The sequence below is a fragment of the Streptomyces sp. NPDC033131 genome (assembly GCF_055578365.1).
Map to the genome: position 1 here is coordinate 131,115 of NZ_JBVIPA010000013.1, position 18,450 is coordinate 149,564.

Consider the following 18,450-nt stretch of genomic DNA (forward strand, 5'->3'; position numbering starts at 1 on the left):
AGAGGTGGGGGCCGTCAGACGCGGCCGATGCCCACGCCCTTGACGTTGATGAACTCGTCCAGGCCGGCCTTGCCGCCTTCCCGCCCGAACCCGCTCATGCCGACCCCACCGAACGGCGTGGCGGGCGAAGTGATGGGGTTCGGACCGGGGTTGACGTAGACCGTCCCGGCCTTCAGGCGCGGCACCAGGCGGTTGACGCGCGCGATGTCACGGGACTGGATGTAGGCGGACAGGCCGTACTCGCTGTCGTTCGCCAGGGCGACGGCCTGGTCCTCGGTGTCGAACGGGGTGATGGCCAGGACCGGGCCGAAGACCTCCTGCTGGGCGAGGTCGCTGCGGTTGTCGACGTCCGCGAAGACGGTCGGTGAGACGAAGTAGCCGTCGGATGCGATGCGTTCGCCGCCGAACACGAGCCGGCCGGCACCGTCCTCGACCGCCTTGTCGATCATGCCCTGGACGCGTTCGCGGGCGGCCTCGTTGATGAGGGGTCCGATGTACGTCGTCGGGTCGAGCGGGTCGCCGACCGGCAGGTGGGCGATCACACCGGTGACCCGCGCGATGACCTCCTCGTAGATCGGTCGCTCGACCAGGAGCCGGGTGGGCAGTGCGCAGCCCTGGCCGGTGTTGCTCATGGCGAAGGCCGCGCAGTACGGGACGACGGTGTCCAGGTCGGTGTCGGCGAAGAGCAGGTTGGCGGACTTGCCGCCGAGCTCGAACACGACCGGCTTGAGACTGAGGGCCGCGTCGGCCATGATGCGGCGCGCGGTGGCGGGACCGCCGGTGAAGGAGATCTTGTCGACGCCGGGGTGGGTCACCAGGGCCGATCCCGCGTCGCCGAGCCCGGTGACGACGTTGATGACGCCCTCGGGGATGCCGGCCTCGCGGGCCAGGTCGGCGAAGAGCAGCGCGGAGAACGGCGTGGACTCGGCCGGTTTGATGACCACGGTGTTGCCGGCGGCGAGCGACGGCGGGACCTTCATCGCCAGCGACAGCGCGGGCGAGTTCCAGGTGATGATGTGGCCGATGACGCCGTACGGCTCGGCGATGGTGTACTCGACGTTCTCGTGCGGGCTGTAGGCCGCGCCGACCATGCCCTCGATCTTGTCGGCCCAGCCGGCGTAGTACTCGGTCCACTCGGCGACGTGCGGTCCGACGTTCTCCGCCCAGCCGCCGATGCAGACGCCGTTCTCCAGCGGGCAGATCGCCGCGAAGTCGGGGATGTGGTCGCGCAGCAGGCCGGCGAAGCGGGTGAGCAGCCGGCGGCGCTCGGCGGGGCGCATGGTGCCCCACACCTCGAAGGCCTGGCGGGCGGCCGCCACCGCCTGGTCCACCTCGGTGGGCCCGGCGAGCGGGATGTGCGCCTGGATCAGGCCGGTCGCCGGGTTGCGGTGCTCGTAGAGTCCACCGCTCGTGTCGGTGACGTCCTTGCCGCCGATGACCAGACGCGGCTGCGGCAGGTCGTGCTCCGCCCTGTCCTGGTGCAGCTTCACATCGACCGTGACCACGCATACCTCCTAGAGACCGCGCAACGCTGCGCACATCCAGGCTAAATAGCTAACCTATTTATCCAAGGTAGTCAATAAGGTCAGGACACCCCGGACCGTGACTACAGGCCCAGCGACCGCCCGATGATCTCCAGCATGATCTCCGAGGTTCCGCCGAAGACCCGCTGCACCCGGCTGTCCCGCCAGATGCGGGCGATCTCGTACTCGTTGACGTAGCCGTAGCCGCCGAAGAGCTGCATGCAGCGGTCGATGACCTCCCAGCCGGTCTCGGAGGTCCAGTACTTGGCGGCGGCGGCCTCCTCGGCCGTCAGCTCGCCCTGGAGCAGGGCCATGATGCAGCCGTCCACGTAGACGCGGGCGGCGTTCAGCTTGGCCCTGATGCCGGCGAGAGCGAACCTGTTGGCCTGGAACTCCCCGATGGGCTGCCCGAAGGCCGTACGCGTCTTGGCGTAGTCCAGTGCCAGCGTGTAGGCCCGCTCGGCAGCCGCCAGCGAGGAGACGGCGATGGCGAGCCGCTCGGTCGGGAGGTTGCCCATCATGTGGTAGAAACCGCGCCCCTCCTGTCCGATGAGGTTCTCCGCCGGGACCCGCACCTCGTGAAAGAAGAGCTCAGCGGTGTCCTGGGCCTTCATCCCGACCTTGTCGAGCTTGCGCCCGCGCTCGAAGCCCTCGGTACCGCGCTCGACGACGATCAGGCTGATGCCCCTGTGGCCCGCCTCCGGGTCGGTCTTGCAGGCGACGATGACCAGGTCGGCCAGGATGCCGTTGGTGATGAAGGTCTTGGAGCCGTCGATCACCCACTCGTCGCCGTCCCGGCGGGCGGTGGTGCGGATGCCCTTGAGGTCGGACCCGGCGGACGGCTCCGACAGCGCGAGGGCGCAGATCGTCTCGCCGCTGATCACGCCGGGCAGCCAGCGGGCCTTCTGCTCGGGTGTGGCGAGGTTCATCAGGTAGGGCGGGATCACGTCGTTCTGCAGCCCGAGCCCGATGCCGACCGAGCTGGTGGCCGCCATCTCCTCCGCCATGATGGCGTTGTAGCGGAAGTCCCGGATGTCCTGGCCGCCGTACTCCTCCGGGAACTGCCAGCCGATGAGCCCGGCCTTGCCTGCCGCCGCCCACGCGGCCCGGCTCACCTGGCCGTCGCGCTCCCACTGCTCGGCGTACGGGGCGCATTCGCGCAGGTAGAAGGTGCGGGCGGTCTCGCGGAACAGCTCGTGTTCCTCGGTGAAGATCGTTCGGCGCATGCTCGACTCCACTCACGCATCTCGCTTATTTAGCTGAAGTAGTTATACGATAGCGCTGTATCGGGACCTGGGCGAGGGAGGGCGCGTGAGCGTACGGGACAAGGTGGCACTCGTCACCGGAGCGGGACGCGGTATCGGCGAGGCGATCGCCGACCGGCTCGCAGCCCAGGGAGCCGCGGTCGCCGTCTGCGACCTGGACCCGGAGGCCGCCGCCAAGGTCGCGGGCCGACTCGTCGAGCGGTACGGGGTGCGGGCGACCGGGGTCGGCGCCGACATCTCCGACAGCGCGGCCGTGCACGCGGCCGTGGAGCGGGTGACCGTCGAGCTCGGACCGGTCGACGTACTGGTCAACAACGCGGCCGTCGACGTCATCGGCCGCTTCGTCGACAGCACCCCGGACACCTGGGACCGGATCATCGACGTCAATCTGCGCGGCACCATCACGGTGACCCGGGCCGTACTGGACTCGATGATCGAAAGCGGTGGCGGCCGGATCGTGCACATCGCCTCGGACGCCGGCCGCGTCGGTTCGTCCGGCGAGGTGGTGTACTCCGCGACGAAGGGCGGGGTCATCGCCTTCGGCAAGGCGCTGGCCCGCGAGGTCGCCAGGCACGGCATCACCGTCAACAGCGTCTGCCCGGGGCCGACCGACACCGCCCTGCTCGGGCAGGTCGCCGACTACAGCCAGAAGATGTACGACGCGACGGTGCGGGCCATCCCGCTGCGCCGCGTCGCCCAGCCCGACGAGATCGCCGGCGTGGTGGCCTTCCTCGCGTCCGACGACGCCGCGTACATGACCGGGCAGACGCTCTCGGTCAGCGGCGGACTGACGATGGTCTGAGGTGAACACCGTGCTGCGTGCCGAACTCCGCGACCGGATCGCCGTGCTGACCCTCGACCGGCCGGGGCAGCTCAACGCCATCGGCTCCGAGACCGCCGAACAGCTGAAACAGGCTCTCGCCGACGTCCGCGACAACGACGAGGTACGCGCCCTGGTCATCACCGGTGCGGGACGGGCCTTCTCGGCCGGTGCCGACCTCGGTGAGATCGAGTCGTTCACGGCACCCGGCCAGTTCCGTGCCTTCGTGGGGCGTCTGACCGACGCGTTCGCGCTTCTGGAGGACTTCCCCAAGCCGTCGGTCGCGGCCGTCCACGGGTTCGCCTTCGGCGGCGGCCTGGAGCTGGCCCTCGCCTGCGACCTGCGGGTGGCCGAGCGCGGCACCCGGCTCGGCCTGCCCGAGATGAAGCTCGGCGTGCTGCCGGGCGCGGGCGGCACCCAGCGGCTGCCCCGCCTCCTGCCGCCGGCGATCGCCAAGCAGATGATCCTCACCGGCGAGCCGATCGACGCGGAGCGGGCTCACGCGCTCGGGCTCGTCAACGAACTCGCCGAGCCCGGCGGCGCGCTCAAGACCGCCGAAGCCCTGGCCGCGAAGCTGACCGCCGGGGCCCCGCTCGCACTCGCGGCGGGCAAGCGGCTGATCGACTACGGGCTCGGCATGGACCTGGAGGCGGCCATCGCGTACGAGCGCGAGACCGTCTCGGTGCTGTTCTCAACCGGGGACCGGGCCGAGGGGCTCAAGGCCTTCCGGGAACGCCGACCGGGCGACTTCCGCGGCGTGTAGCAGGCGGTACGGGCGTACAGACGTACCGGCCGGCCCCGACAGATCTGGAGGTGGGCCGTGCGGCCACTGGAGGGCATTGCCGTGGTCGAGCTGGGCATGTGGGTGGCGGCACCGGCCGCGGCCACCATGCTCGCCGACTGGGGCGCGGACGTGGTGAAGGTGGAGGCGCCGACCGGCGACCCCAACCGGTACACGCTCAAGCACGTCGGACAGGACATCGACAGCGCACCCCCGTTCGAGACCGACAACCGCGGCAAGCGTGGGATCGTCCTCGATCTGCGCTCGCAGGAGGGCAAGGACGTACTGGAGCGGCTGCTGGAACGCGCCGACGTGTTCGTCACCAACCTCCGCCCGGGTGCCCTGGAGCGGCTCGGCCTCGCACCCGACGAACTGCGGGCTCGCCACCCCCGCCTGGTCGTCGGCTCGTTGACGGGCTACGGCTGGGCGGGTGCCGAGCGCGACCGCGCCGGGTACGACGTCTCCGCGTTCTGGGCCCGGCCCGGCATCGCCGCCATGCTCAACCCGGCCGGCGAGCCGCCGCCCGGCATCCGGCCGGGCCTGGGCGACCGTACGGCCGCGGCCAACCTGGTCGCCGGCGTGCTGGCCGCGCTGCTGCGACGCGAACGCACCGGCGAGGGCGGGGTCGTGGACGTGTCCCTGCTGCGTTCCGGCACCTACGCCAACGGCAACGACCTCGCCCTGCAGAACTTCTTCGGCAAACGCGGCCGCACCCGCCACCGCACCGAGCACGAGTCGCCGCTCTACAACTCCTACCGGACGTCCGACGACCGCTGGTTCTGGCTGGTCGGACTGGAGGGCAACCGGCACTGGCCCGGTGTCGTCAAGGCGCTCGGCCGCGAGGACCTGGTGGCGGACGAGCGGTTCGCGACCGGCAAGGCCCGGCGCGGCCACGTACGCGAGCTGATCGCCGTGTTCGACGAGGAGTTCGCCAAGCGGCCGCTGGCCGAGTGGGCCGAGCGCTTCGACACCGAGGGCGTGTGGTGGGCGCCCGTGCAGACCCTGGCGGAGGTGGCGGCCGACGCGCAGGCGGAGGCGGTCGGGGCGTTCGTCGAACAGCCGGGCATGGGTGACGCGCCGCCGCTGCGGACGGTGGCCACGCCCGTCGCCTTCTGGGGCGTCGACGAGAAGCCGCGCGGCGGCGCGCCGACGCTCGGCGAGCACACCGACGAAGTGCTCCGCGAACTCACCGGCGAACTGCCGCGCGAAGCCAACTGAACTCATACATCTGGAGGTACGGCGTGGGCATCCTCGACGACAAGGTCGCCATCGTCACCGGCGGCGGAAGAGGCCTGGGGCGGGCGCACTGTCTGGCGCTCGCCGAGGCCGGCGCGACCGTGGTGGTGAACGACCTCGGCTCGGGCATACACGGCGAGCAGACCGGCGACTCCCCCGCCGACGAGGTCGTCGCCGAGATCACCAAGCTCGGCGGCCGGGCGATCGCCGACCACTCCTCGGTGACCGACTGGGCGGCGACCGAGACCATGGTCGCGGACACCGTCGCGGAGTTCGGGCGCCTCGACATCGTCGTGAACAACGCGGGCATCGTGCGCGACCGCATGCTGTTCTCGATGACGGAGGCCGACTTCGACAGCGTCATCGCGGTGCACCTGAAGGGCAGCTTCGCCCTCACGCGGCACGCGTGCGCGTACTGGCGCGAGGCGTCGAAGCGGGGCGAGCGGGTCGCCGGCCGGGTGATCAACACGACCTCCGGGACGGGCCTGTTCGGCAACCAGGGCCAGTCCAACTACGGGGCCGCGAAGGCCGGCATAGCCGGGCTCACCGTCCTCACCGCCCTGGAGATGCGCCGCTACGGCGTCACGGCGAACGCCATCTCCCCGATCGCGGCCACGCGGATGACGGACGGGCTGGCCGTCGGCGAGTCCCTCCAGGCCGTCGAGGGCTTCGACCCGCGCGATCCCGCCAACGCCTCCGGGGTCGTCGTCTACCTGGCCTCCGACAGCGCGGCCTGGCTGACCGGCCAGGTCCTGCGCATCGAGGGCAACCGGCTCAACCGCCTGCAGGGCTGGACCGTCGCCGGCGTCCACCCCAGCCGGTCCGGCCAGGCCCTCACCTACAACGAACTCGTGGACGCGGTACCGCAGTTGTACGGCGCCGCCCCCGCGGGCCGGGCGACGGGCGTCGGCCAGTGAAGGGCCACGACGCCGCCGCCCTCGTGCTGCGCGCGACTCTCGGCCCGATGCTCTTCGCGCACGGCTGGAACAAGGTCGCCGGGCCGGGCGGGCTCAAGGGCACCACGGGCTGGTTCGAGGCGCTGGGGCTCAAGCCGGCCGAGGTGCACGCCCGGATGGCGGCCGGCACCGAGATGGCCGCGGGCGTCGGCATCGTCCTCGGCGCGGCCAACCCGCTCCCCGCCGCCGCGGCCGTGGGCCTGATGACCGTGGCCGCGCGGACCGACCACCGCGGCAAGGGCTTCTTCGTCTTCAAGGGCGGCTGGGAGTACGCCGGTGTCGTGGGCGGCGCGGCCGTCGCACTGGCGGCCCTGGGCAACGGCCGGTACTCGCTCGACGGGCTGCTGCGCCGCCAACGCGCGGGCGCCGGCACCGCGTTGCTGGCGGCGGGAATCGGCACGGTGAGCGCCGCGGCGCTGCTGGCGCTGTGCTACCGGCCGGAGCAGAAGCCGGACGAGACAGAGCAATGAGACCGATGAGGGCAACAAGGGAGAGTCGACATGGACGCGGCTGACTTCAGCGCGGTGCTGTCCGAGGTCCGGCGTTTCGTCCGGGAACGCGTCGTGCCGCTCGAGGCGGAGATCGACGAGAAGGACGAGATGCCCGCGGACATCCGCGAGGCGGCCAAGAAGATGGGCCTGTTCGGCTTCGCGCTGCCCGAGGAGTACGGCGGGCTGGGGCTGTCGATGTACGAGGAGGCCCAGCTGATGTTCGAGCTGGGCTACACGACCCCCTCCCTGCGCTCGATGTTCGGCACCAACAACGGCATCGCCGGTCATGTCCTCATGGTCGGCGGCACCGAGGAGCAGAAGGCCGAGTGGCTGCCGAGGATCGCCTCCGGCGACGTCCTGGCGTCGTTCGCGCTGACCGAGCCGGACGCGGGTTCCGATCCCTCGACGCTCACCACGAAGGCGCACCTGGAAGGCGACGACTGGGTGATCAACGGCGCCAAGCGGTACATCACCAACGCTCCCCTCGCCGACGTCTTCATGGTCTTCGCCCGCACGGACCCCGACGCCCCGCGCACCCGGGGCATCTCCACGTTCCTGGTGCCGGCCGGCACCCCCGGCCTCACCGTGGCGCCCAAGGACCACAAGATGGGCCAGTTCGGCGCCTGGACCGCGGACGTGTACTTCGACGACGTCCGCGTACCGGCCTGCGCGCTCGTCGGCGGCGAGGGCGGTCTGAACCGGGGCTTCTCGACGGCGATGGGCTGCATCGCGCACGGCCGGGTGCACATCTCGTCCCTGTGCGTGGGCATGGCCCAGCGCCTGGTCGACGAGTCGGTGGAGTACGCCCGTACGCGTCGCCAGTCCGGCAGGCTCATCGGTTCCTTCCAGCTCGTCCAGGGCCTGATCGCCGACTCCATGACGGACTACTACGCCGGGCGTGCCACGGTGCTGGAGGCCGCCCGCGCCTTCGACGCCGGTACGGACACGAAGATCGGCCCGTCCTGCACGAAGTACTTCGCCAGCGAGATGGTGTGGCGGGTCGCGGACCGCGCGGTGCAGATCCACGGCGGCGCCGGCTATATGCGCGGAGTCGCCGTCGAGCGCTTCTACCGCGACGCCCGGCTGTTCCGCATCTACGAGGGCACCAGCCAGATCCAGCAGGTCATCATCGCGAAGGCACTGCTGGGCGAGGCGGCGCGCGGCTGACCGCGCCCACACGGGCGCACGCCTGACCGGTCCGCAACGGAAAGGCCCCGGGATGTCCCGGGGCCTTTCCGTTGCTGCGGTCCTCAGATGCCGAGCCGGTCCAGCAGCCGCTCGTGGTACACCGCCGGACCCCCGAAGAGCAGCTGCGAGGACTTGGCCCGCCGGAAGTACAGGTGGGCCGGATGTTCCCAGGTGAAGCCGATGCCACCGTGGATCTGGATGTTCTCCATGGCCGCGAACATGTAGGCCCGTGAGCAGCACGCGTGTGCCACGGCCGCGGCGACCGGGAAGTCCGGGGAGTCCTCGGCGGCCAGCCGGGCCGCCTCCCGGGACGCGGCCTCGGCCAGTTCCACCTGGACGAGCATGTCGGCGCACTTGTGCTTGACCGCCTGGAAGGAGCCGATGGGCCGGCCGAACTGATGCCGGGTACGGGCGTATTCGGCGCCCGTCTCCAGGCACCTGCGCGCTCCGCCCGCCTGCTCGGCGGCCAGTGCGACCGTGGCGACGTCCAGGACCCTGGCCATGATGCGCCCGCCCGCTCCCTGGGTCCCGACGAGCGTCGCGGGCACGGCGTCCAGCGTCAGCCGGGCCATGGCCCGCGTGGCGTCCATCGTCTCCATCGGTTCCGCCACGAGTCCCGCGGCCTCCCGCTCCACCGCGAAGAGCGTGGGGCCGGCGACGGTTCGGGCGACGACGAGGATCAGATCGGCCGTCGACCCGTCGATGACGAAGAACTTGCGGCCGCGCAGGGTCCAGCCGCCGCCCTCGTCCGGTACGGCGCGCGCGGAGACCATGGCGGGGTCCCAGGAGCCGTGGTCCTCGGCGACGGCGAGGGTGGCCGTGGTCCGGCCGGAGGCGATGCCGGGGAGGTGGCGCGCACAGGCGTCCTCGTCTCCCGAGGCGAGCAGGGCCTGGGCCGCCAGGACGACGGTGGCGAAGAAGGGCGCACAGAACAGCGCGCGGCCCATCTCCTCCAGGACGACGCCGAGTTCGACGAGCCCGAAGCCGTCACCGCCGTACTCCTCCGGGATCACCAGCCCCGGCAGCCGTAGCTGGTCGGCCGCCTGGGCCCACACTGCCGGGTCGAAGCGCGGGTCGCTCTCCATGAGCTTGCGCACGGCTTCCTCGGGTGACTTGGCGTCGAGGAACTCCCGTACAGATGAACGCAGTTGGTGCAGTTCACTGTCGTCGGCGATCACGGGCGCGCCTCCTTGGCAGCGGCGGCCACCGGTTCCTTGGGCAGGCCGAGGACCCGTTCCGCGAGGATGTTCTTCATGATCTCCTCGGTGCCGCCGAGGATGCGCAACGCCGGCGTGGCGAGGAGCAGTTCGCTCCAGGCGTACGTGCCCCACCCGCCGGTGTCGGCGATCGCGCGCGGGCCGAGGGCGTCCGCGATGAAGTGGGCGGCCCGGGTCAGGTTCTGCCCGTACATCAGCTTGGAGACGGACATCTCGGGGCCCGGTGCGACCCCGCCGCGCAGCTTGCGCAGGGCCCGCGCGTTGAGGTGTTCGGTGGCCATGGCGTCCACCAGGAGTTCGGCGAGACGGGCCCGCAGGGCGCGGTCGTCCCAGGTCCAGGTGGCGCGCATCAGCGCGGAGAGCCGGTCCGGGGACAGGGCGGCGGCCACCGGGCCCGCGCCCTCGCTGCCAACGGTCGCGCGCTCGTTCATCAGGGTGGTCAGGGCGACGGTCCAGCCGCCGTCGACCTCGCCGAGACGGTGGTCGTCGGGGATGCGCACGTCGGTGAGGAAGACCTCGTTGAAGTCCGCGCCGCCGGTCATCTGCCTGAGCGGCCGGACCTCGACTCCGGGGGCGTCCATGGGGACCAGGAACGCGGTGATCCCGCGGTGCTTGGGCGCGTCCGGGTTCGTCCGGGTGAGGGCGAGGCCGATCTGGCTGTGCTGGGCGACCGAGGTCCACACCTTCTGCCCGTTCAGCACCCAGTCCCCGCCCTCGCGGACGGCCCGGGTCGCCACGCTCGCCAGGTCGGAACCGGCGCCGGGCTCGCTGAACAGCTGGCAGGCGATGGCGTCCCCGCGGTACATCGTGGGCAGCCAGCGGTCCTTGAGATGCGGTTGGGCGTGGGCGAGGACCGTCGGCCCGATCATGCCCAGGCCCACCACGCTCAGCACGCCGGTGTCGGCCACGTCGTACTCGGACTCGACGGCGTCGTAGAGCAGGTCGTGGACGGGGGTCAGGCCCCGGCCGCCGTACTCCACCGGCCCCGTGATCCAGCCGAAGCCGTTCTCGTGGCGGATCCGCTGCCACTCCCGCGCCCGCCGCACGTGCTCGCGGTCCTCCTCGGGAGAAAGGCTGCTGAAGTACGCCATCGAGTCGTCGCCCTCGCCCCAGGTGAAGGCGGAGCGGTCGGGGGCCTTCGCCGCGTGCGCGTCGAGGAAGCGGCGCGCCTCGGCGGCGAAGTCCTGCATGTCCTGTTCCATCGCGGGTCCCTGCTGCTCTCAAAGCGATCTCAGGTCGATCTCAGGTCGAGAGGATCGTCACCGCCGACGCGCCGGGCGCGCCGTACAGGTGCGTGTAGCCGACGCGCGGGGTGCCGGGGATCTGCCGGTTCCCCGCCGTGCCACGCAGTTGGAGGACGATCTCGTGGATCTGGCGCAGTCCGGACGCGCCGATCGGTTCCCCGTTGCCGAGCAGTCCGCCGTCGGTGTTGACCGGGAGCCGGCCGCCGATCTCGGTGGCGCCCTCGGCGATCAGGCGTTCCTGCTCGCCGTCCTTGCAGAGGCCGTTCTCCGCCATGTGGATGATCTCCGACCCGGCGTCGGTGTCCTGGAGCTGGGCGACGTCGACGTCCTCGGGGCCGATGCCCGCCCGTTCGTACGCCTCCCGGGAGGCCTCCACGCTCGGGCTGTCCACGGGCTCCCCCACGGGGAACGACGGGCTCTGCACCTCGAACGCGCCGAGCCTGCGGCTGCGCAGGGAGGTGGCACGGACCCGTACGGGGGTGGAGGTGTACTTGTGGGCCTGGTCGGCCCGGCACATCACGACGGCCGCGGCGCCCTCGTTCGGGCCGCAGTACATGAACTGACGCAAGGGGTAGTTGAGGACCGGGGAGGCGAGGACCTCCTCGGGCGACAGGGGCGTACGGCGCCAGGCCTTCTCGTTGCCGGCCGCGTTGCGGAAGTTCTTGGAGGCCACGCGGGCGAGCGTCTCGTGGGAGATGCCGTGCTCGTGCATATAGCGATTGATCTTCATGCCGAAGAAGTGGGTGGTGAGGAAGAGTCCGGTCTGCCCGTACCAGGCGGGGATGCCGGCCACGGACGGGTCGGCGGCGAACGCGCCTCGCGGATGCTTGTCCAGGCCGATCGCGACGGTCAGGTCGTGCTCACCGCTCTCGATCGCGCGGGCGGCCAGCGCCACCGCCGTACCGGCCGTCGCGCAGCCGTTGAAGACACCGCGCAGGGGTACGCCGGTCAGGCCCAGTCGGCCGACGATCGCGTCCGGATTGGCGACCTCGTAGCTGCCGATGTAACCGCCCTGGATCTGCGGCCAGTTCACGCCCGCGTCGGCGAGCGCCAGCCGGACCGCGTCCGCGCCCATGTCCAGCGCGGGCTTGCCGGGGAAGCGGCCGAAGGGGTGGAGCCCCACGCCGATGATGACGGCCTCGGTCACGGTGTCTCCTCCTCGTACGGGGCGGGCTCTTCGGCGGGGGCGAACGCGAACGTCATGACCTCGGTGCCGTCGTCCTGCACGGTGTAGGGCACCAGCGTGAGTCGCATGTCCTGCCCGATCCGCAGCTTCCCGGGGTCGGGTTCGGTGAGCCGCGCCTCGACCAGCAGCTCGCCGGGGAGCTCGACGTATCCGACGGAGTACGGCTCGAAGGCCTCGGGGCCGTCGTACGGCGGGGACGGCGGGCGGAAGTCCTGGGTCGTGTACGTCCACAGCGTGCCGCGGTCCGCCAGCAGCCGTTCCTTCGACTCGTCGCTCGCGCACCGGACACAGGTCGCGGCCGCCGGGAAGCTCACCAGCCCGCACACCCGGCACTCGGAACCGATCAGCCGAAGGGGCGCGGCGGCCGGCGGCCAGGTGAACAGGCCCTCGGCAACCGGGCGTTGTGTCGTCGTCATCTCAGGCCCCGTTCCGGTTGCCCAGGACGTCGGCGTTCGGAGCCGCCTTGGCCACCAGGTTCGGGACGACGGAGGACAGCTCCTCCGGCGTCCAGCGGGTGTCGGCACTCGCGGCGGGGCCGTTGACCCAGCCCTCCAGGACGTTGATCCGGTTGCCGACGACGCCGAACACCCGGCCGGTGACCTCGCGCGAGGCGGCCGAGCCCAGCCACACCACCAGCGGTGAGATGGCCTCGGGAGTCAGGTCCTGACTCTCGGCGGCCTGCTTCATCATCGCGATGTCCTCGGTGAGCCGCGTCAGCGCGGTGGGCGCGATGGCGTTCACCGTCACGCCGTAGCGGGCGAGTTCGGCGGCGGCGATAAGGGTGAGGCTGGCGATGCCGGCTTTCGCGGAGCCGTAGTTGGACTGACCGGGGTTGCCGAAGATGCCGGACGGGGAGGTCGTGTTGATCACCCGGGCGTCGTTGTCCTGACCGGACTTGGCGCGCTCGCGCCAGTACGCGGCCGCGTGGTGCAGGGTGGCGAAGCTGCCCTTGAGGTGGACGGCGATCACCCCGTCCCAGTCCCGCTCGGTCATCGACACGATCATCCGGTCACGCAGGATGCCGGCGTTGTTGACCAGCACGTCCAGGCCGCCGTAGGTGTCCACGGCCTGCCGGACGAGCCGGCCGGCGCCCTCCCAGCTGGAGATGTCGTCCGTGTTGGCCACCGCCTCGCCGCCGGCCGCGACGATCTCGTCGACCACACTCTGGGCGGGCCCGGCCGAGGCACCCGCCCCGTCACGCCCGCCGCCCAGGTCGTTGACCACGACCTTCGCCCCGTGCGCGGCGAACGCCAGGGCGTGCGCCCGGCCGATCCCGTTGCCGGCGCCGGTGACGACCGCGACCCGGCCTTCGACCACTCCTGCAGACATGCTCAGCTCCTCCATCGGATAGGTCAGTTGGCCTCGGCGAGCAGCACCCGCGGGTTGTCGCTGCCGCAGCCGCACCGGCCGGTGACGACGCGGCCGGCGATGCCGAGCGGTGTCTCGGGCAGCGGCGACGTGCGCCCCTCACCCGCCGCCACGGTCAGCTGTCCGTCCCGCTCGCCGAACCGCCATTCGGCCGCGTTGACGTGCGCGCCGCTGCGCTCGGGGCACTCCAGCGCGAGAGCCGGTCCCACCGCCGAGATCACGGAGGCGGTCACCCCCACTCCGCGCAGGACGGGTACGGCGGCGGGCCGGGCCAGCACGACGGGCGTGGACCGGAACATCTCGCCGATGTCGGCCATGCCGGCGAGCCCTTCCAGCGTCTCCGCCGACAGGCCGATCACGGCGTGCGGGGTCAGCTCGCGGTGGAAGACCGCGGTGCGGCGATGGTCCCAGCCCATCGCCTCGGCGATGCCGTACGGCACCTTGAGCGTGCGCAGGGCGCCGATCACCGCGTGGCCCCAGAAGCCCTCGAAGCCGGAGGCGGTCAGCAGGGCCCGTTGCCCGGCGGCGAGGCCGTGGTCCCGTAGCCGTGCGGTGGCCCACTCGGTGTCGCGGGCGAGTTCCGCCCAGGTGAGCTCCAGGTCCTGGGTGCCGTCGGCGGTGGGGAAGCGCATGAGATAGGCGAGTTCGGGGCGGTCGAGCGTCCTGGCACGGGCCAGGGTGTCGGCGCGGGCCATCAGGTCTTCACCACCCGGGGGAACTTGGCGACGCTGGTCATGGTCTTCAACAGGTCCTCCTCGGTGCGCATGTCGAGCACCGGCTTGACTCCGGTCCGCTCGCGCACGGCCTCGCTCAGGCGTCCGGCCAGGGCGTCGACGTCGCCGGTGAGATGGGGGTCGTAGCCGACGCGCAGCCGCAGTTCGTCGACCTCGCGCCGGTCCCGGACGATCTGGAAGACCCCCGCGACGGTCTCCGGCTGGTCCTCGACCGCCTGCCAGACGTCCCGCAGGACCACGGAGCGTCCCTGGACCACCGTCTCGTCGCCGCGCCGTCCGGCCACCCACATGCGGGCGTGGGTGCGGCCGCAGCCGCAGGTGTCGCGGGAGAGGCGGACAAGGTCCTCGCTGCGGTAGCGGATCAGTGGCGCGGCCCGGTTGTCCAGGTCGGTGGCGACCAGTTCGCCGAGCTCGCTCGCGGGTACGTCGTGCCAGCCGTGTTCGTCGACCTCGACGCACTCGGCGAAGACGGTGTCCTCCCAGAGGTGGAAGCCGTCGTGCTCGCGGCACTCCCAGGCGGTGCCGGTGTCGGCGGCGCTGGTGTACTCGTAGACGTCGATGCCCCAGTCGTCGCGGATCCGCTCGCGCATCTTCCGGCTGAGGGGCTGGCCGGCGCAGGAAGCGCCCTTGAGGGAGGAGAAGGCTTCCCTCAGGTCGGTCTTCTCGGCCAGGTGCTCCAGCTCCACCATCTGCGGATACATCATCTGCAGATAGGCGGGGCGGTAGGTGCGCAGGGCCTCGACGACCTCGGGCATGTTCCCCATCCAGGTGTCCACCTCGATGACCACCGCGCCCAGCGCCTGGAAGCCGGCGTCCATGAAGTTGCGGAAGGTGCCGGGCGGGCTCAGGACCCGGTCCCCGGGCCTCAGCCCCAGCTCCCACAGGTCACGCACCTGCGCGGTCACCAGGGGCGGGGCGTCCTGCCAGATCTCGGCGAAGAACTCCGGGTCTCCGGTGGTACCGGAACTGGAGGAGACCGAGGTCAGCTCCTCGACCGGGACGCAGAGCAGGCCGGCGAAGGGATCTTTGGTGCGGGCCCGGTAGGCGCGGATCATGTCCTTGGTGATGAACGGAATCCGTGCCCGGAAGTCCTCCAGGGAGCGGATGTCACGCGGGTGGGCCCCGTGCTCGTCCCACAGCTCGCGGTAGAAGGCGGAGTTGGCGTAGGCGTACTGGACGAGCTCCAGGAGCCGTTCTTCCTGCCGCGCGCGCAGTTCCTCGCGCGGCATGGTCTCCACTCGGGGCTCGAAGTACCTGTCAGCGGTGTCCCTGTCACCGACCATGGCGCCTCCTCGCGGCTCAGTGCCCAGATCTTCCAGCTATCAGCGCAATCAGTCAACCAATTCGACGGATTAGGCGCGGGACTCGCGCTCCCTTCGTCTATATAGTTAACTATTAGCACTCATTGAACCACAGGAGGGCTGCCGTGAAGATCGTTGTCTGCGTGAAGCACGTCCCCGACGCCACGGCGGACCGCACCTTCACCGAGGACGGCACCACCGACCGGGCGTCGGTCGACTCGCTGCTGTCCGAACTCGACGAGTACGCCGTCGAGCAGGCCCTGCGCCTGGCCGAGTCGGACGCCGGCGCCGAGATCTGCTACCTCACCGTCGGACCCGACGACGCGCGCGACGCCCTGCGCAAGGCTCTGGCCATGGGCGGCGACGCGGCGATCCATGTCAGCGACGAGGACATCGAGGGCAGCGACGCGTTCGGTACGTCACTCGTGCTGGCCAGGGCGATCGAGCGGCACGGCTTCGACCTCGTCCTGTGCGGGATGGCCTCGACGGACGGCACCATGGGCGTCCTGCCGGCGCTACTGGCCGAGCGCCTCGGCGTCCCGGCCGTCACCCACCTCGAAGACCTGGCGATCGAGGACGGAACCGTGACCGGCCGCCGCGAGGGCGACGGGGCCACCGTACGGATCCGGGGCGCGCTGCCGGCCGTCGTCTCGGTGACCGACCGCTCCGGGGACGCCCGTTACCCCTCCTTCAAGGGGATCATGGCCGCGAAGAAGAAGCCGCTGGAGACCCTCGACCTCGCCGACCTGGACATCGAGGCCGATCAGGTCGGCCCGGCCGGCGCGCGGTCGGCCGTGGCCACCGCGACCAGGCGCCCGCCGCGCACCAAGGGCGAGATCGTCACCGACGAGGGGACGGGCGGCGCCGGACTGGCCGCGTTCCTCACCACCAAGAAGTTCATCTGACCGCGCCGCCCCTACCACCCACCTTGTCCATCGCCCCATCCATCACCCGTCCAGAAGGAGCTGCATCACCGTGGCCGAGATTCTCGTCCTCGTCGACCACGTCGACGGTGCCGTACGCAAGCCGACCCTCGAACTGCTCACCCTGGCTCGCCGCTTGGGCGAGCCCTCGGCCGTCTTCCTGGGGCCGGGCGCGGACATCGCGACCGAGGTGCTCGGCCGCTACGGCGCCCGGAAGATCCATGTCGTGGACGCTCCCGAGGTCGACGAGTACCTCGTCACCCCGGCCGTCGACGCCCTCACGCAGATCGCCGAACGCACCGGCCCGGCGGCGATCCTGGTGCCGTCCGGGGCGGACGGCAAGGAGATCGCCGCGCGGGTCGCGCTGCGGCTCGGCTCCGGGCTCATCACCGACGCCGTCGACGTCACCGCCGGGCCCGACGGCCCGGTCACCGAGCAGTCGGCGTTCGCCGCGACGTACCAGGTCACCGCGCACATCACCCAAGGCGTGCCGGTGATCACGGTCAAGCCGAACGCCGCCGCCCCCGAGGCCGCGCCCGCCGAACCCGTCGTCGAGAAGCAGGACGTCACCTTCGGCCCGGCCTCGCACGCCGTCCGGGTCCTGTCCCGCACACCGCGGGAGCGCGGCGACCGGCCCGAGCTGACCGACGCCGACATCGTGGTCTCCGGCGGTCGCGGCGTGAACGGCGCCGACAACTTCGCCCTCATCGAACGGGTCGCCGACGCGCTCGGCGCGGCCGTCGGGGCGTCCCGCGCGGCCGTGGACGCCGGCTGGTACCCGCACAGCCACCAGGTCGGCCAGACCGGCACCCAGGTGTCCCCGCAGCTCTACCTCGCCGCAGGCATCTCCGGTGCCATCCAGCACCGGGCGGGCATGCAGACGTCCAAGACCATCGTCGCCGTCAACAAGGACGCCGACGCCCCGATCTTCGAGCTCACCGACCACGGCGTGGTCGGGGACCTCTTCGCGGTGCTGCCGCAGCTGGTGGACGAGATCGACCGGCGCCGGACCTGATCTTTCAAGGGCCCGGCCTTCCCTTCCGCCACCCATACAACTAAAATCGCTAACTGATTGCATCCATTGAGCTTGCAGCCTTGACCCGAAGGGACGTCATGACGAAGATCTGGGTCAACTCCGGGGACTCCCACGTGATGGAACCCGCCGACGTGTGGACCGAGCGGATGTCCACGCGGCTCGGCGCGCGGGCGCCGCGCAGTGAGCGCGGCGAGAAGTACGAGATGCTCTACATCGACGGCGAACGCATCGACCGCCAGCTCGGCGACTTCATGGACGCGATGCGCCCGCCGGGTGCCTGGGACCTGAAGGTCCGGCTCAAGGACCTCGACCAGGAGGGCGTGTGGGGCCAGCTGGCCTTCCCCTCCATGGGATTCTGGCTCGTCTCGATCACCGACCGGGAGCTCGCCCGGGAGACGGTACGGGCGTGGAACGACTGGGCCCACGACGAGATCCTCCGTAAGAACAAGCGCGTCATCACCACGGCCTGCGTCTCTACGGCCGACATCGACGACGCGGTCGCCGAGGTCGAGCGGGTGGCGGAACTGGGCTTCCAGGCGATCTTCCTGCCCTGCTCGACCCGGCCGGGCGAGGAGTACGCCCTCGAGCGCTGGGAGCCGCTGTGGACCGCGGTCGAGAGGGCTGGGCTGGTGCTCGGCTTCCACATCGGCACGGGCGCCCAGAACGTCGTCTTCCGCGGGCCCGGCGGCGCGGTCGTCAACTACATGGAGACGACCTACCCGGGCATGCGGGTCGTGTCCCACATGGTCGCGGGCGGCGCTCTGGACCGCCACCCCGACCTCAGGATCCTGATCGCGGAGGGTGGCGCGGGATGGGTGCCGGCCATCGGTGACCGGATGGACGAGGCGTACCGCCAGCACGGCATGTTCGTCCGGCCGAAGCTGAGCCGGCTGCCCAGCGAGATCATCAGGCAGCAGGTGTACGCCTCCTTCCAGCACGACAAGAGCTCGGTGGAGATCGTCGAGTCGACCGGCTACCGCAACGTGATGTGGGGCGACGACTACCCCCACCTGGAAGGCACCTACGGCCACACCCAGTCCACGCTCCACGACCTGTTCGACGGCGTGCCGGACGACATCCGCGAGCGCGTCACCCGCGGCACCTTCAACGAGCTCTTCCGCCTGCCGGAGCAGACTCCCCAGGAGGCGGCCGTCTGAGCGGCGCCGACGACGCCAGGCGTT

18 protein-coding genes are annotated in these 18,450 nt (G+C 71.2%); 9 read left to right on the plus strand and 9 right to left on the minus strand.

The annotated features are described in order from the left end of the window. Window positions 1-14: 14 nt before the first annotated feature. Window positions 15-1,505, minus strand: coding sequence for an aldehyde dehydrogenase family protein (locus ACZ5XS_RS18910; protein WP_468652638.1), 1,491 nt, complete (start codon window positions 1,503-1,505; stop codon window positions 15-17). A 101-nt stretch (window positions 1,506-1,606) separates the two neighbouring features. Beyond that, complete coding sequence (locus ACZ5XS_RS18915; protein WP_468652640.1) at window positions 1,607-2,749, minus strand: acyl-CoA dehydrogenase family protein; 1,143 nt, start codon at window positions 2,747-2,749, stop codon at window positions 1,607-1,609. A gap of 85 nt (window positions 2,750-2,834) precedes the next feature. Here ACZ5XS_RS18915 and ACZ5XS_RS18920 point away from each other — a divergent pair, with 85 nt between their 5' ends. The 6 genes from ACZ5XS_RS18920 to ACZ5XS_RS18945 are packed head-to-tail and all read left to right on the plus strand — an operon-like array spanning window position 2,835 to window position 8,239. Beyond that, window positions 2,835-3,590: an SDR family NAD(P)-dependent oxidoreductase gene (locus ACZ5XS_RS18920; protein WP_468652642.1), complete on the plus strand. Its 756-nt coding sequence runs from the start codon at window positions 2,835-2,837 to the stop codon at window positions 3,588-3,590. 1 nt (window position 3,591) lies between these two features. Continuing rightward, window positions 3,592-4,371 (plus strand): enoyl-CoA hydratase/isomerase family protein, encoded by a 780-nt coding sequence (locus ACZ5XS_RS18925; protein WP_468652644.1) that lies wholly within the window; start codon window positions 3,592-3,594, stop codon window positions 4,369-4,371. Between the two features lie 57 nt (window positions 4,372-4,428). Then, a complete protein-coding gene (locus ACZ5XS_RS18930; protein WP_468652646.1) occupies window positions 4,429-5,607 on the plus strand; it encodes a CaiB/BaiF CoA transferase family protein in 1,179 nt (392 codons plus the stop codon). Window positions 5,608-5,630: 23 nt separating this feature from the next. Further along, window positions 5,631-6,542, plus strand: coding sequence for an SDR family NAD(P)-dependent oxidoreductase (locus ACZ5XS_RS18935; protein WP_468652648.1), 912 nt, complete (start codon window positions 5,631-5,633; stop codon window positions 6,540-6,542). Then, entirely contained in the window at window positions 6,539-7,051 is a 513-nt protein-coding gene (locus ACZ5XS_RS18940; RefSeq protein WP_468652650.1) for a DoxX family protein, read from the plus strand. The genes ACZ5XS_RS18935 and ACZ5XS_RS18940 overlap by 4 nt, the downstream gene beginning before the upstream one ends. Before the next feature lie 30 nt (window positions 7,052-7,081). Further along, window positions 7,082-8,239, plus strand: a complete 1,158-nt coding sequence (locus tag ACZ5XS_RS18945) for an acyl-CoA dehydrogenase family protein (RefSeq protein ID WP_468652652.1) — start codon at window positions 7,082-7,084, stop codon at window positions 8,237-8,239. A gap of 83 nt (window positions 8,240-8,322) precedes the next feature. Here ACZ5XS_RS18945 and ACZ5XS_RS18950 read toward each other — a convergent pair whose 3' ends face one another. From ACZ5XS_RS18950 to ACZ5XS_RS18980, 7 genes are read right to left on the minus strand one after another with little or no spacing between them, the layout of a single operon-like run. Continuing rightward, window positions 8,323-9,438: an acyl-CoA dehydrogenase family protein gene (locus tag ACZ5XS_RS18950; protein WP_468652654.1), complete on the minus strand. Its 1,116-nt coding sequence runs from the start codon at window positions 9,436-9,438 to the stop codon at window positions 8,323-8,325. Further along, window positions 9,435-10,679: an acyl-CoA dehydrogenase family protein gene (locus tag ACZ5XS_RS18955; RefSeq protein WP_468652656.1), complete on the minus strand. Its 1,245-nt coding sequence runs from the start codon at window positions 10,677-10,679 to the stop codon at window positions 9,435-9,437. Before ACZ5XS_RS18955 ends, ACZ5XS_RS18950 begins: the two co-directional genes overlap by 4 nt. Before the next feature lie 40 nt (window positions 10,680-10,719). Then, complete coding sequence (locus ACZ5XS_RS18960; RefSeq protein WP_468652658.1) at window positions 10,720-11,868, minus strand: thiolase family protein; 1,149 nt, start codon at window positions 11,866-11,868, stop codon at window positions 10,720-10,722. Further along, window positions 11,865-12,323 (minus strand): Zn-ribbon domain-containing OB-fold protein, encoded by a 459-nt coding sequence (locus ACZ5XS_RS18965; RefSeq protein WP_468652660.1) that lies wholly within the window; start codon window positions 12,321-12,323, stop codon window positions 11,865-11,867. Before ACZ5XS_RS18965 ends, ACZ5XS_RS18960 begins: the two co-directional genes overlap by 4 nt. A gap of 1 nt (window position 12,324) precedes the next feature. Beyond that, window positions 12,325-13,236: an SDR family oxidoreductase gene (locus tag ACZ5XS_RS18970; RefSeq protein WP_468652662.1), complete on the minus strand. Its 912-nt coding sequence runs from the start codon at window positions 13,234-13,236 to the stop codon at window positions 12,325-12,327. A gap of 23 nt (window positions 13,237-13,259) precedes the next feature. Further along, window positions 13,260-13,970 carry a hypothetical protein gene (locus ACZ5XS_RS18975; protein WP_468652664.1) on the minus strand — a complete coding sequence of 237 codons (711 nt, stop codon included), beginning with the start codon at window positions 13,968-13,970 and terminating at the stop codon, window positions 13,260-13,262. Next, a complete protein-coding gene (locus tag ACZ5XS_RS18980; RefSeq protein WP_468652666.1) occupies window positions 13,970-15,292 on the minus strand; it encodes a phenylacetate--CoA ligase family protein in 1,323 nt (440 codons plus the stop codon). The genes ACZ5XS_RS18975 and ACZ5XS_RS18980 overlap by 1 nt, the downstream gene beginning before the upstream one ends. Before the next feature lie 143 nt (window positions 15,293-15,435). On the opposite strand from ACZ5XS_RS18980, the gene ACZ5XS_RS18985 reads away from it, so the two are divergent. The 3 genes from ACZ5XS_RS18985 to ACZ5XS_RS18995 all read left to right on the plus strand — a co-directional run bounded on the left by ACZ5XS_RS18985 (window position 15,436) and on the right by ACZ5XS_RS18995 (window position 18,426). Then, window positions 15,436-16,215 (plus strand): electron transfer flavoprotein subunit beta/FixA family protein, encoded by a 780-nt coding sequence (locus ACZ5XS_RS18985; protein ID WP_468652668.1) that lies wholly within the window; start codon window positions 15,436-15,438, stop codon window positions 16,213-16,215. Between the two features lie 70 nt (window positions 16,216-16,285). Continuing rightward, entirely contained in the window at window positions 16,286-17,248 is a 963-nt protein-coding gene (locus ACZ5XS_RS18990; RefSeq protein ID WP_468652670.1) for an electron transfer flavoprotein subunit alpha/FixB family protein, read from the plus strand. A gap of 98 nt (window positions 17,249-17,346) precedes the next feature. Further along, window positions 17,347-18,426 (plus strand): amidohydrolase family protein, encoded by a 1,080-nt coding sequence (locus tag ACZ5XS_RS18995; protein WP_468652672.1) that lies wholly within the window; start codon window positions 17,347-17,349, stop codon window positions 18,424-18,426. Window positions 18,427-18,450 lie beyond the last annotated feature (24 nt).

Excerpts from the sequence above, each read along its gene's own strand:
- ACZ5XS_RS18970 (WP_468652662.1), bottom strand. The coding sequence starts at position 13,236 with ATGTCTGCAGGAGTGGTCGAAGGCCGGGTCGCGGTCGTCACCGGCGCC.
- ACZ5XS_RS18915 (WP_468652640.1), bottom strand. The coding sequence starts at position 2,749 with ATGCGCCGAACGATCTTCACCGAGGAACACGAGCTGTTCCGCGAGACC.
- ACZ5XS_RS18955 (WP_468652656.1), bottom strand. The coding sequence starts at position 10,679 with ATGGAACAGGACATGCAGGACTTCGCCGCCGAGGCGCGCCGCTTCCTC.
- ACZ5XS_RS18975 (WP_468652664.1), bottom strand. The coding sequence starts at position 13,970 with ATGGCCCGCGCCGACACCCTGGCCCGTGCCAGGACGCTCGACCGCCCC.
- ACZ5XS_RS18995 (WP_468652672.1), top strand. The coding sequence starts at position 17,347 with ATGACGAAGATCTGGGTCAACTCCGGGGACTCCCACGTGATGGAACCC.
- ACZ5XS_RS18965 (WP_468652660.1), bottom strand. The coding sequence starts at position 12,323 with ATGACGACGACACAACGCCCGGTTGCCGAGGGCCTGTTCACCTGGCCG.
- ACZ5XS_RS18980 (WP_468652666.1), bottom strand. The coding sequence starts at position 15,292 with ATGGTCGGTGACAGGGACACCGCTGACAGGTACTTCGAGCCCCGAGTG.
- ACZ5XS_RS18945 (WP_468652652.1), top strand. The coding sequence starts at position 7,082 with ATGGACGCGGCTGACTTCAGCGCGGTGCTGTCCGAGGTCCGGCGTTTC.